This is a genomic window from Micromonospora sp. NPDC053740 (assembly GCF_040677775.1).
GTDB classification, from domain to species: domain Bacteria; phylum Actinomycetota; class Actinomycetes; order Mycobacteriales; family Micromonosporaceae; genus Micromonospora; species Micromonospora alfalfae.
This window is the reverse complement of record NZ_JBFASO010000002.1, coordinates 97639-109494: the sequence shown is the minus strand read 5'-3', so window position 1 is coordinate 109494 and position 11856 is coordinate 97639. Positions and strand designations below refer to the sequence as shown.

At 72.2% G+C, this 11856-nt stretch carries 12 protein-coding genes; 6 read left to right on the top strand and 6 right to left on the bottom strand.

What is annotated here, in order from left to right; all coding sequences use genetic code 11:
* Window positions 1–129: 129 nt before the first annotated feature.
* Window positions 130–378 carry a hypothetical protein gene (locus tag AB0K35_RS05055; RefSeq protein ID WP_030336617.1) on the top strand — a complete coding sequence of 83 codons (249 nt, stop codon included), beginning with the start codon at window positions 130–132 and terminating at the stop codon, window positions 376–378.
* A gap of 22 nt (window positions 379–400) precedes the next feature.
* Here the strand turns inward: AB0K35_RS05055 and AB0K35_RS05050 are convergent, their stop codons facing one another.
* Window positions 401–1756 carry an extracellular solute-binding protein gene (locus AB0K35_RS05050; RefSeq protein WP_238668207.1) on the bottom strand — a complete coding sequence of 452 codons (1356 nt, stop codon included), beginning with the start codon at window positions 1754–1756 and terminating at the stop codon, window positions 401–403.
* Window positions 1757–1893: 137 nt separating this feature from the next.
* Here AB0K35_RS05050 and AB0K35_RS05045 point away from each other — a divergent pair, with 137 nt between their 5' ends.
* Window positions 1894–2727 (top strand): phosphoribosylaminoimidazolesuccinocarboxamide synthase, encoded by an 834-nt coding sequence (locus tag AB0K35_RS05045; RefSeq protein ID WP_363883865.1) that lies wholly within the window; start codon window positions 1894–1896, stop codon window positions 2725–2727.
* Between the two features lie 170 nt (window positions 2728–2897).
* On the opposite strand, the gene glpK is transcribed toward AB0K35_RS05045, so the two are convergent.
* The gene (gene glpK / locus AB0K35_RS05040; protein WP_238668205.1) at window positions 2898–4382 is read right to left on the bottom strand and encodes a glycerol kinase GlpK; all 1485 of its coding nucleotides are present in this window, start codon (window positions 4380–4382) and stop codon (window positions 2898–2900) included.
* Window positions 4383–4484: 102 nt separating this feature from the next.
* On the opposite strand from glpK, the gene AB0K35_RS05035 reads away from it, so the two are divergent.
* On the top strand, window positions 4485–5423 hold the full coding sequence (locus tag AB0K35_RS05035) for a ribose-phosphate pyrophosphokinase (RefSeq protein ID WP_091406120.1): 939 nt from the start codon (window positions 4485–4487) through the stop codon (window positions 5421–5423).
* Between the two features lie 145 nt (window positions 5424–5568).
* On the opposite strand, the gene AB0K35_RS05030 is transcribed toward AB0K35_RS05035, so the two are convergent.
* Window positions 5569–6024, bottom strand: a complete 456-nt coding sequence (locus AB0K35_RS05030) for an ATP-binding protein (protein ID WP_238668204.1) — start codon at window positions 6022–6024, stop codon at window positions 5569–5571.
* Window positions 6025–6143: 119 nt separating this feature from the next.
* Between AB0K35_RS05030 and AB0K35_RS05025 the strand changes: the two genes are divergently transcribed.
* Together AB0K35_RS05025 and AB0K35_RS05020 are read left to right on the top strand one after the other, a co-directional pair.
* The gene (locus AB0K35_RS05025; RefSeq protein WP_363883862.1) at window positions 6144–7268 is read left to right on the top strand and encodes a DUF5931 domain-containing protein; all 1125 of its coding nucleotides are present in this window, start codon (window positions 6144–6146) and stop codon (window positions 7266–7268) included.
* Between the two features lie 23 nt (window positions 7269–7291).
* Window positions 7292–7945 carry a response regulator transcription factor gene (locus tag AB0K35_RS05020; protein WP_363884487.1) on the top strand — a complete coding sequence of 218 codons (654 nt, stop codon included), beginning with the start codon at window positions 7292–7294 and terminating at the stop codon, window positions 7943–7945.
* Window positions 7946–7952: 7 nt separating this feature from the next.
* On the opposite strand, the gene AB0K35_RS05015 is transcribed toward AB0K35_RS05020, so the two are convergent.
* The 3 genes from AB0K35_RS05015 to AB0K35_RS05005 all read right to left on the bottom strand — a co-directional run bounded on the left by AB0K35_RS05015 (window position 7953) and on the right by AB0K35_RS05005 (window position 10403).
* Complete coding sequence (locus AB0K35_RS05015; protein WP_112583682.1) at window positions 7953–8525, bottom strand: DUF5709 domain-containing protein; 573 nt, start codon at window positions 8523–8525, stop codon at window positions 7953–7955.
* Window positions 8526–8613: 88 nt separating this feature from the next.
* Window positions 8614–9405, bottom strand: a complete 792-nt coding sequence (locus AB0K35_RS05010) for an ATP-binding protein (RefSeq protein ID WP_363883860.1) — start codon at window positions 9403–9405, stop codon at window positions 8614–8616.
* Window positions 9405–10403 carry an SDR family oxidoreductase gene (locus tag AB0K35_RS05005; RefSeq protein ID WP_238668201.1) on the bottom strand — a complete coding sequence of 333 codons (999 nt, stop codon included), beginning with the start codon at window positions 10401–10403 and terminating at the stop codon, window positions 9405–9407. The genes AB0K35_RS05010 and AB0K35_RS05005 overlap by 1 nt, the downstream gene beginning before the upstream one ends.
* 223 nt (window positions 10404–10626) lie before the next feature.
* Here AB0K35_RS05005 and AB0K35_RS05000 point away from each other — a divergent pair, with 223 nt between their 5' ends.
* On the top strand, window positions 10627–11826 hold the full coding sequence (locus AB0K35_RS05000; RefSeq protein ID WP_238668200.1) for a glycosyltransferase: 1200 nt from the start codon (window positions 10627–10629) through the stop codon (window positions 11824–11826).
* Window positions 11827–11856: the final 30 nt, after the last annotated feature.

Sequence of the window (11856 nt, the reverse complement as noted above, 5' to 3'; positions counted from 1 at the left end):
AAGATCATCATCTTTGCCGGGACGTTGCGAGCGCGTTGCGCGTCGGCCGGAGAGCTTCCGGACCATCCGGTCCCGTGATTCGGCGTGGACCGACGTGCCGAGGTTGCGCCCTTCGGCGAGGATGGGCACATGTCTTCATTCGGTAAGTGGTGGGGCCGCCTGAGCGCGGTCTTCGGTGCGGTCGTACTGGCGGTCTTCGTGCCCGTCGCGGCCTGGGCGTCCACGGGCACCGGCGAACTCGTGGTGGAGGCCGCCCGGCGGCGAGGCCGCAGCGGCTTCGGGGTGCTCCCGCTGCTCTGCTGCCTGGTGGTCGTCGCGATCGTCGTGTTCCTGGTGCTGCGGCTGATGCGCAACCGGCGAGGTGGCCCGCCGCGCTGACCGGGCCCGAGGCGCCGGCGGGTCACCAGCGGCCGGCTCCGGGCTGGCCGCCGGTGCTCCCAGCCGCCAGGGCCGCGATGGCCTGGGACAGGAAGCGCGCGGTGGCCTCGCGGGTGCCATCGCGCTTGACGCGGATGCGCTCGGCGGCGGTGACCAGCAGGGTGCGTACCTTGGCGTGCCCCTGGGGCGGCGGCGCCGGCGCCGGTCCGAGCAGGTCGGCGATGCTGGCGCCGAACTCGGCCGCACGTCGCTGGGCCGGGTCGGTGATGCTGCCCTCGGTGTAGCGGCGGACCGCGGCGCTGGCGTTCAGCCCACGTTCGTGGCCGAGAACGGCGCCGACCTCACCATTGGTGGTCAAAAAGTTGATCACGTCGGCGACCGCGGCCGGGTGGCGGGTGCCCCGGAACGCCGCCCAGTACATCGACGCTCGCGCCCACTGAGCCCCCGTCGGGCCGGGTAAGCCGACGATGCCCAACTCGGACTCGGTGAGTCGTTGCAGCTCCGGCAGCTGGTGCGACCAGGCGAAGGACGCCGCCGTCACCCCGTTCACCACGAGTTGCCGGGCCGGCTCGCCGCTGTCGGCCTGCTCGACCAGGGCCGCGCTCGGCGTGGCTCGGCCCCGGCGGGCCCGCTGCCACAACTCGAACCAGGCAATCAGCTCGTCGGCGCCGAAGCCGAGCTGGTTGCCCCGGTAGAACTCGCCGCCCTGCGACCGCAACCAGAGCCAGAGCGCCCGGTAGTCGCCCGACCCGTCCATGGTGCCGGCCACCCGGCGGTCGCTGGCCTCGGTGACCTGCGTGGCCCAGGAGATGTAGTCGGCCCAGGTCATCCCGGCGCGGGGCTCCGGCATCTCCAGCTCCCGCAGCAGGTCCCGGTTGAACACCACCACCGCGTGGGTCTGCCCGGCGGCCACCGCCATCGTCCGCCCCTCCACGGTGCCGTAGCGGATCAGACCCTCCGGCAGGCCCCGAAGATCCAGGTGGTGGTCGGTGAGATCGAGGATGACCTGACGTTGGGTGTACTCGGTCAGCATGGCGTCGTCGATCTGGATCAGGTCCGGTACGTTCCCGCCGCCCGCCTGGGTGGCCAGCCGGTCGTAGTAACCTTCGGCGCCCTGCCAGGTGACCCGGAAGGTGACCCGGGGGTTGCGATGCGAGTAGAGCCGCAGCGCCTTCTCGGTGAGCTCGGCCCGCTTGGCGCCACCCCACCAGAAGACCGACAGCTCGACGGGCCCGTCCTGGGTCGAGGTGGCGGCGCCGTCGCTGCACCCCGCCAACCCGCCGGACGCGAGCAGAGGCGCGCCGAGCAACGCGCCGAGCAGTCGGCGTCGGCCCGGGTCCGCGCCGAGGCGGTCGATCGGGGGTCGAACAACGGGCACGGCGCTCTCCTGGACCTACGGCGGTGGCGGTCGGACCATTCACGCAGGCAGCGCACGAAGGTGTCAACGTCCGTCCGGTCACCCTCGGCCGGGTGGTCGAATCAGGCCCTCCCATCTCGCGTGGTGTACTAGGGCGCGTGGAACTTCTGCACTCGGGCAAGGTCCGGGACGTCTACGCCGACGGCGACGACCTGATCCTGGTGGCCTCGGATCGCATCTCGATCTACGACGTGGCGCTGCCGACGCCGATCCCGGACAAGGGTCGCCTGCTCACCGCGCTCTCGCTCTGGTGGTTCGAGCAGCTCGCCGACCTGGTGCCGAACCACGTCATCTCGGCCACCGACGTGCCCGTCGAGTTCGCCGGGCGGGCAATCCGCTGCCAGCGGCTGGACATGGTCCCGGTCGAATGCGTCGCCCGCGGTTACCTGACCGGCGGCGGCCTGCGGGAGTACGAGCAGACCGGCGCGGTCTCCGGCGTGCCGCTGCCCCGCGGGCTCGGTGAGGCGTCGATTCTGCCCGAGCCGATCTTCACGCCGTCGAGCAAGGCGCCGGCCGGCGAGCACGACGAGCCCATCACGTACGACGACGTGGTGGCCAAGGTGGGCCAGGCCACCGCCGAGCGGCTGCGGCAGATCACCCTCGACGTCTACCGGCGCGGCGCCGAGCTGGCCGCCGACCGGGGCATCCTGATCGCCGACACCAAGATCGAGCTGGGTTGGGCGCCGGACGGCACCCTGGTCCTCGCCGACGAGCTGCTCACCTCCGACTCGTCACGGTTCTGGCCCGCCGAGTCGTACCAGCCGGGGCGGGTGCAGTTCTCCTACGACAAGCAGTACGTGCGGGACTGGGCCACCGGCAGCGGATGGAACAAGCAGGAGCCGGCACCGGACGTGCCCGTCGAGGTCGTCGAGGCGACCCGGGCCCGCTACGTCGACGTCTACGAGAAGCTCACCGGCAACCGCTGGAGCTGAGCGGGCCGCCAGCGATCCACCGGGTCAGCACCGCGCTGCGCGCGCCCTTTGCTCTGCTTCAACCGGCGCAACACTCACGGCCCCTTTCCGTTGCGTCCGTTGAAGCAGAGCAAAGGAGGCGCACGTAGGTGCATGGCCGGGACGGGTGGGCGTCCGGCGCCGGGCCGGCGTCACTCCACCCAGTCGAGGGTGCGCTGCACCGCCTTGCGCCACTGGCGCAGCTCCTGATCGCGTAGCTCCGGTGCCATCGTCGACTCCCACTGCGCGTCGGAGCGCCACTGCGCACGCAGGGTGGCCAGGTCCGGCCAGAAGCCGACCGCCAGACCGGCCGCGTACGCCGCGCCGAGGCAGGTGGTCTCGGTGATCCGGGAGCGGACCACCGGCACGTCGAGCACATCGGCGAGGAACTGCATGAGCAGGCCGTTGGCGGTCATCCCGCCGTCCACCCGGAGACGGCGCAGCGCCACGTCCGAGTCCGCGTCCATCGCGTCGACCACCTCGCGGGTCTGCCACGCCGACGCCTCCAGCACCGCCCGCGCCAGGTGCCCCTTGGTGATGTAGCCGGTCAACCCGGCGATCACCCCGCGGGCGTCACTGCGCCAGTGCGGGGCGAACAGCCCCGAGAACGCCGGCACCACGTAGCAGCCGCCGTTGTCGTCGACGGTTCGGGCCAACTCCTCCACCTCGGCGGCCGTGGAGATCAACCCGAGGTTGTCGCGCAACCACTGCACCAGCGAGCCGGTGACCGCGATGGCGCCTTCGAGGGCGTACGCCGGTGGTTGGTCCTTGATCCGGTAGGCGACAGTGGTGAGCAGCCCGTGCGTCGACGGGACAGCTGTGGCGCCGGTGTTGAGCAGCAGGAAGCTGCCGGTGCCGTAGGTGCACTTCGCCTCACCCGGCTGGAAGCAGGTCTGCCCGAACAGGGCGGCCTGCTGGTCGCCGAGCGCACTCGCCACCGGCACTCCGGCGAGCACCCCGCCGGCCGTGCCGTACACCTCGGCGGAGCAGCGGATCTCCGGCAGCATGGCCGCCGGGACACCCATCGCGTCCAGCAGCTCCGGGGCCCAGTTCAGGCTCGTGAGGTCCATCAGCATGGTCCGGCTGGCGTTCGTCACATCGGTAACGTGCTCGCCGGTCAGCTTCCAGATCAGCCAGCTGTCCATGGTGCCGAAGAGCACCTCGCCGCGCTCGGCGCGCTCGCGCAGGCCGTCGACCTCGTCGAGCAGCCAGCGCAGCTTCGGCCCGGCGAAGTAGGTGGCCAACGGCAGGCCCGTGCGGGCCCGGAACCGCTCCTCGCCGTACGCCGACGCGAGCTCGCGCAGCAGCGGCCCGGTCCGGGTGTCCTGCCAGACGATGGCGTTGGCCACCGGGCGACCGGTGGCCCGGTCCCAGACGACAGTGGTCTCCCGTTGGTTGGTGATGCCGACGGCGGCCAGCCCGGACGCGTCGGTGCCGGCGGCCCGCAGCGCCTCGGCGACCACCTGCTCGACGTTGTCCCAGATCTCCTCGGCGTCGTGCTCCACCCACCCCGGTCGGGGGAAGATCTGCCGGTGCTCACGCTGGGCCACGGCGACGATGTCTCCGGCGGAGTCGAAGACGATGCACCGCGAGGAGGTGGTGCCCTGATCGATGGCGGCGACGTACTGGGGGGTCACCGCAGCACCGTACCCGGACGGCGGTGCGGCGCGACAGGCGTTCACTGCGGGTTCCGGCCCGCCGCCGTCGGCGGCCGTCGACTTCCCCTACGATGTGCGAACGTGCGCGACATCGCAGTTTTCAGTGGAACCGCCCATCCCGACCTGGCTGCCGAGATCTGCGCCCACCTGGGGGTGCCGCTGCACCCGGTGCGGGTCTCCCGGTTCGCGAACGACTGCCTGGAAGTCCAGTTGCAGGCCAACTGCCGGGAGCGGGACGTCTTCCTGATCCAGCCGTTGGTGCCGCCGGTGCAGGAGCACCTGGTCGAGCTGCTGCTGATGATCGACGCCGCCCGGGGCGCCTCCGCCGGCCGGATCACTGTGGTACTGCCGCACTACGCGTACGCCAGGTCGGACAAGAAGGACGCGCCACGGATCTCGATCGGCGCTCGGCTCGTCGCTGACCTGCTCACCTCGGCCGGGGCAGACCGGGTGCTCGCGATGACCCTGCACTCGCCGCAGGTGCACGGCTTCTTCAGCGTCCCGGTGGATCACCTGCACGCGCTGCGGGAGCTGGCCACCCACTTCCGGCGCTACGACCTCAGCAACACTGTGGTGGTCTCGCCCGACCTGGGCAACGCCAAGGAGGCCGCGGCCTTCGCCCGGCTGCTCGGCACGCCGGTGGCGGCCGGGGCGAAGCAGCGGTTCAGCGACGACCTGGTCAAGATCAGCGCAGTGATCGGCGACGTGACCGACCGGGATGTCATAGTGCTGGACGACGAGATCGCCAAGGGCAGCACCGTGGTCGAGCTGATGGAGCACCTGCGCGGCCTGAAGGTCCGGTCGATCCGGCTCGCCTGCACGCACGGCCTCTTCTCCGGCGACGCGTTGCAGCGGCTCAGCGACCAGGATGGCGTCCTGGAGATCGTCTGCACCAACACGGTGCCCATCCCGGCCGCCAAGCGGGTCCCCAAGTTGCAGGTCCTGTCGGTGGCCCCCGCCCTGGCCGAGGCGACGCGCCGAATCCACAACGGAGAATCCGTCTCCGCCCTCTTCGCCTGACCCGCCCTACCCTCGCCCTCGCTCCGCCCCGCCCCCCGCGCGATCTTGCAGTTCGTGTCGCCGGTATGAGTGGTTTTGAACGATTCGTCGGGACAGTAAGTGCAAGATCGCGCAGAAAGGGCGGGTTGGGGCGGCGCGAGGGGGGTTAGCGGGGGGTGTGGTTGCGGGTCGTCAGGCCGGTGGAGATGCGGACTGTGGTGCCGGCGGTGCCGGTTGCGACCTCCATCGCGTCGGTCAGCTCGCGGGCCAGCCAGAGACCCCAGCCGCCGGCGGTGTCCGGGGCGGGCCGACTGCGGTCGCGCAGCCGTTGCGGGGTGATCCCGTGCCCGTGATCGGCGACCTCGCAGACCAGCGCACCCGACTCGCGCCAGAGCCGCAGCCAGCCGCGCCCACCGCCGTGTCGCACCGCGTTGGTGATCAATTCGTTGATCGCGAGCACGAAGTCGTCAAGCCGTTGGCCGCTGAGACCCGAGGCATGCGCGCAGGAGGTGACCGAGTGTCGAATCTCGGTCACCTGGGCCTGGTCAAAGGCTTCGGCGATCAGGAGGGCAGGTTCGATGGGCACAACCGTACGCGGTGCGTGCGGGTCTGCGTTCGTCATGGGCCCGTCCCGGCGGCGCATCTCGGAGTATTTCGCGGCTTTTCCACCGTACGTCAGGGTTTCCCGAACCGCACTCGCTGCTCGCCGTGCGTCGGCCCGGTTGTGGCATCCTGACCGCCATGCCGTCGCCACCGGGTGGGTTCGAGGTGCCGCTGTGGCGTGCGCTCACCGTGTTCAGGCTGGCCTCCCTGGCGTACGTCTGCGCGCTCGCGGTGCGCGACGCCGACCGGTACGCCCACCCGTACGCCGTCGGCGCCCTGATCGTTCTGATGATCGCCTGGACCGGCGCGACAGCGATCGCGTACGCCCGACCGGCCTGGCGGCGCTGGCCGCTGCTGCTGGCCGACCTCGGGGTGGTGGTGGCCATCGTGCTGGCCACCCCGTGGGTGGTCGGCCGGACGGCGCTCACCCACGGCGTACCCACCCTGGGTGTGGCCTGGATGGCCGGCCCGGTGCTGGCCTGGGCCGTCTCCGGTGGCCGGCGGCGGGGCACTGTCGCCGCGTTGCTGGTCGCCGGCGCGGACCTGGCCACCCGGGAGCGGATCGGCCAGTCCTCGTTCACCGGGGTGATCCTGATGCTGCTCGCCGGAGTGGTGGTCGGGCACGTGGCCCGGCTCGCGGTGAGCGCCGAGGAGCGGTTGCAACGCGCTGTGGAGCTGGAGGCCGCCACCCGGGAGCGGGAGCGGCTGGCCCGGGACATTCACGACTCGGTGCTCCAGGTGCTGGCGCTTGTGCAGCGGCGCGGCGCCGACCTGCCCGGGGAGGGCGGCGAGCTGGCCCGGCTGGCCGGCGAGCAGGAGGTTGCCCTGCGGGCGCTGATCGCCGGCGCCGGCCCGGCCGCCGCGAGCCTCCCGGACGGCGGCGAGGCGGTGGACCTGCGGACCCTGCTCGGCCGGTACGCCTCGGCGGCGGTGGCGCTCTCCGCCCCGGCCACCCCGGTGCCGCTGCCCCGACGGGTGGCCGGAGAGTTGGCCGCCGCGACCGGCGCGGCCCTCGACAACGTGGGGCGGCACGCCGGCGGGCGGGCCTGGGTGCTGATCGAGGATGAGGGGGCGACGGTGACCGTGTCGATCCGCGACGAGGGGCCGGGCATCCCGGCCGGACGGCTGGACGAGGCGGCCGCCCAGGGTCGGCTCGGCGTGACCCAGTCGATCCGGGGCCGGGTGGCCGACGTGGGCGGCACGGTTCGGATCGTGTCCGCCCCCGAGGCGGGCACCGAGATCGAGCTGAGCGTGCCGAGGTGACAGCGGTGGACCCGATCCGGGTGATGGTGGTGGACGACCATCCGATGTGGCGGGAGGGCGTGGCCCGCGACCTGACCGAGGCCGGTTTCCTGGTGGTGGCGACCAGCGGCGAGGGACGACAGGCCATCCGGGTGGCCGCGGCCGCCCGGCCCGATGTCGTCGTCCTCGATCTGCAACTACCCGACATCTCCGGCGTCGAGGTGATCCTGGGGTTGCGCGCGGCTCTGCCCGCCGTACGGGTGCTGATGCTCAGCGCCAGCGGCGAACAGCAGAGCGTGCTGGACGCGGTCAAGGCCGGGGCCACCGGTTACCTGGTGAAGTCGACAGCGCCCGCCGAGTTCCTGGCCGCGGTGCACCGCACCGCGGCCGGCGACGCGGTCTTCACCCCAGGCCTGGCCGGGCTGGTGCTCGGCGAGTACCGCCGGCTGGCCGCCGGACCGGGGAGGGGGCCTGGCCCGGCCGACGCTGCCGAACCCGCGACGCCCCAGCTCACCGAACGGGAGACGGAGGTGCTGCGGCTGGTGGCGAAGGGGATGTCGTACAAGCAGATCGCCCAGCGGCTCGGCCTGTCGCACCGCACCGTGCAGAACCACGTGCAGAACACCCTGGGCAAGCTGCAACTGCACAACCGGGTCGAACTGACCCGGTACGCCACCGAACGCGGTCTGGACGACTGAGCGGGCGTCAGACCGAGCGCGGCGGCTCCGTCTCGTGGATGGCCAGCTCCTCGGCTGTCGCTCCGCCCCCGGCCGATCCGGCGTCGTACGCCACCGAGTCGGTCTCCTGGTCGGTGTGCGACCCCTCGTCCGGTTCCACCAGCCGGCCCACTGTGGCGTCGGCCACTGTGCCGAGCTGACCGTGGTCGTAGAGGGAGACCGGTGAGTTCGGGTCCGAGGTCGGCCCGGGATCCATCACGTCGGCGTCCAGTTGGGCCTCCGCCGCGGCTTCCAGGTTGTCCGCCTCGAAGGCGATCTTCGGGTCGATGGTGCCGGCCAGCGGGTCGTCCGCCGGGCGCTCGTAGACCTCGCGGTCGAGCTTGTAGTCCAACGACTCACCGTCGAGCTGCTCCTCGGCGGTCGTTCCGAACCGGTCCACCGCCACCGGCGTCCGATCGCCGGGCAGTTGGGCCGGGTCCGGGCCGTCCGCCTCGCGCCCGGTGAGGACGTCGTCGTTGGCGGTCGAGTCGTCATCGGCGGTGTCGGGCAGCCCTTGCGCCTCGGTGTCGGACACGGGGGTCGGGTACTCGTTGTCGCGCATGTCTGATCACTACCCGCTGCCCTGCCGCCGTAACCGGGCGGCCTCCGGCGGTACGCCGCCGAACCGGTCGCCGATGGCGAAAGCTCCGTCAGGCGGCCTCGTCGTCGGGGTGCAGCACACACCAGACGACCTTGCCGTCCGGTACGGCGCTGCTGCCCCAGCGACGGGTCACCGTGTCGATCAGCAGCAGGCCCCGGCCGCCGGCACGGTTCGGCGGGGAGATCCCGGCGAAGGTCGGATGACGCGGGGAGTGGTCGTGAACCGCCAGGTGCAGGGTGGTGTCCTGCGGCGCCAGCCGGACCGTCATCGGGGTCCGGGCGTGGGCCACCACGTTGTTGACCATCTCGGTGATCGCGATGCACGCCGGGTCGGTGAGCGTCGACATGCCCCAGCGCTCGCAACCGGTGGTGACCAGCTCGCGCGCCTGCCGGGCGGCTCCCACCGCCGGAGCCAGTTCGGCGGTGAGCACCGCCGCCAGTGGTGTCGCCGCCACAGCGGCCAGCGCCCCGTCGAGCGTCGGCCAGGCCGGCACCCCGGCGAGCGCGGCGTCCGGATGGGCGGGGCCGTCGACCGCCGGGTCACACAGCAGCAGGTCCGCTGCGGGCCAGTCGGCGACCTCCCGGCGTACGTCGGCGAAGACGCCGCGCCCGACCGGGTCGACGACCCGCAGGCCGGTCACGTCGGCCACCACCGGGCCGGGCCGGGCCAGCAGGCGGGCGAGCAGCGCGCCGCGTACCGCCTCGGCACCAGCGGCATCGAGCACACCGGTCAGCCGAACCACCGCTGACGACTCGTCGATTTCCACGAGACAGCTCGACATGATCGCCCCATTGTGCGCGCCGGTGACGGTCAGCGCATTCGGGCGCTCGACATCGGCCATCAGCGGTCCGACCGGGAGCGGCGGTTGATGGCCGCCAGGGTGCCGACGGCGGTGCCGGCGGCGGCCAGACCGAACGCTGCGGTCATCCGCACCAACTGTCGCCGCCGACCGTGCCAACCACCGTCCTGGCGCGCCTGAGCATCGCTGTGGAACACGTTGCCGCTGCTGTCCACCCGGGCGCCCGGACCGAACTGGGTGCGGTGGGCGTACCAACCGAGGGTGCGCTCCACCAGTGCCGGCGCCAACCGCCACTGCAGGCCGATCAGCCGGGCCGCGCCGCCGGCGTACGCCTCGCGGCGGGGCCTGCGCAGCAGCCGGACGATGGTCTCGGCGACCACCTCCGGCGGGTAGATCGGAGGGGGCGGCACGAGTTCCCGGCCGCTGTGGTTGCCGGTGTGCCGGAAGAACGGGGTGTCGATGGTGGCCGGCAGCACGGTGCAGACGGAGATGTGACCGCGACCGGTGACCCGCAGCTCCTGTCGGACGGTGTCGGCCAGCCCGCGGATGCCGTGCTTGGTCGCGTTGTACGCCGACTGGTACGGCATTGCCACCTCGGCCAGCACCGAGGCGTTGTTGACAAGCACCCCGCCACCGGCGGCACCAAGGTAGGGCAGGGCCGCCTTGATGCCGTGCACCGCCCCGAGCAGGTTGACCTCCAGCACCCGGCGGAACTCGGCGACCGGGATCTCGTCGAACAGCCCCACGGCGCTCACCGCGGCGTTGTTCACCCAGGCGTCGATCCGGCCGAACTCGGCCGCCGCCTGATCGGCCAGCCGCCGCACCGACTCCAACTCGGTGACGTCGGTCGGTACGACAAGCGCCCGGCCGCCCAACTCCCGGCAGCGCTGCGCGACCTGCAGCAGGGCGGGCTCGCTGCGGGCGGCCAGCACGACGGCGGCTCCCCGGCGGGCCAGTGCGTACGCGGTCGCCGTGCCGATCCCGCTGGACGCGCCGGTGATCACCACGGTCGAATCGTCGAGACTGCGGGTCAGCGGCATTCCTGAGCGGTACCCCCGGCCGGCCCTGGTCACACCGACGACGGCTTGTCGATCATCGTCGAACCGCAGTGTGTGCGCCGCGTGTGCTTGCCGTGGCGCAAGTGTCGGTGGCACTCGCGCGGAGTCTTCCTGATCTGCCAGGTTTCGGCTCAGCGTCGCGGGGTTAATGGGACGCTCTGACCGGGAGGACCACCGCCGAGGAAAGATCGCAGGGAGGTGACCCATGCGCGTCGGCCTCGTCTGCGCGCACGCCAGTTCCTACCGCCACGCCGATGGGCCGCCGGTCGGCACCCGCCAGCACACCGCGCGGGTCGCCGCCGAGCTGGCCGAGCGAGGCCATGACGTCCGGCTCTACGTGCGCCGGGACGACCCGACGTTGCCGGCGACGATGAACGTCGACGGCTACCAGGTGCACCAGGTGCCCGCCGGCCCGCCCAACCCACTACCCACCGTCGAGCTGATCCCGTACGTGACGGAGGTCGGCCGCTGGCTGGCCGACGAGTGGTCGGGTGCCTGGCGGCCCGAGGTGGTGCACGGGCACTACTGGGTCGGTGGCCTGGCCGCCGCGCACGCCGTTCGGGAGACCGACATTCCGGTGGTGCAGACGTTCCACTCGCTCGGCATCGAGCAACTGCGTCACCTGGGTGGCCACTACGACGGGCCGGGCCAGCGGATCACGCTGGAGCGCGCATTGACCCGGGCGGTCGACATCGCCGTGGCCCAGTCCAACGACGAGGTCGACGAGCTGACCCGGATGGGTCTGCAACGCAGCTCGGTCGCGTTGGTGCCGGCCGGCGTCGACATCGACCTGTTCCACCCCGACGGCGAGGCGGCACCCCGCGAACAGCGGCCCCGCATCCTCTCGGTGGGTTCGCTGGCCGCCGGGCACGGCCAGGAGGACCTGATCCGGGCGATGCGGCTGGTCGGTGACGCCGAGCTGGTGATCGCCGGTGGGCCACCGGCCGATCAGTTGGCCAACCACACCGAGGCGCGACGGCTGCGCGAGCTGGCCGAACAGCTCGGCGTCGTCGACCAGGTACGGCTCGTCGGAGCGGTGCCGCACGACCAGATGGCCACCTGGTACCGCTCGGCGGACGTGGTCGCCTGCACTCCGCACTACTCCTCGGCCGGGCGGGTCTCGCTGGAGGCGATGGCCTGCGGGGTGCCGGTGATCGGCTACGCGATGGGCGGCCTGGCGGACGCCGTCGTCGACGAGGTCACCGGCCGCCTGGTGCCCCCCGGTGACGTACGGGCACTCGGAGTGTCGATGCGCCGGCTGCTCGCCGACAACGCCGGCCGCTTCGCGTACGGGCACGCCGCCGTGGACCGGGTGCGCAGCAGTTACACCTGGGAGCGGACCGCCGGTGCGTTGGAGCGCCTCTACGAACGGGTGGTGAGCCGCCGCAAGCCGGTCGAGGCCTGAGTCGGCGGTACTGCGACACCTCTGGCGGTG

Coding starts and splice junctions, on each gene's coding strand:
- AB0K35_RS05055 (WP_030336617.1), top strand. CDS start 130: ATGTCTTCATTCGGTAAGTGGTGGGGCCGCCTGAGCGCGGTCTTCGGT.
- AB0K35_RS05030 (WP_238668204.1), bottom strand. CDS start 6,024: ATGACGAACGCAGACCCGCACGCACCGCGTACGGTTGTGCCCATCGAA.
- AB0K35_RS05025 (WP_363883862.1), top strand. CDS start 6,144: ATGCCGTCGCCACCGGGTGGGTTCGAGGTGCCGCTGTGGCGTGCGCTC.
- AB0K35_RS05020 (WP_363884487.1), top strand. CDS start 7,292: ATGGTGGTGGACGACCATCCGATGTGGCGGGAGGGCGTGGCCCGCGAC.
- AB0K35_RS05015 (WP_112583682.1), bottom strand. CDS start 8,525: ATGCGCGACAACGAGTACCCGACCCCCGTGTCCGACACCGAGGCGCAA.
- AB0K35_RS05010 (WP_363883860.1), bottom strand. CDS start 9,405: ATGGCCGATGTCGAGCGCCCGAATGCGCTGACCGTCACCGGCGCGCAC.
- AB0K35_RS05005 (WP_238668201.1), bottom strand. CDS start 10,403: ATGCCGCTGACCCGCAGTCTCGACGATTCGACCGTGGTGATCACCGGC.
- AB0K35_RS05000 (WP_238668200.1), top strand. CDS start 10,627: ATGCGCGTCGGCCTCGTCTGCGCGCACGCCAGTTCCTACCGCCACGCC.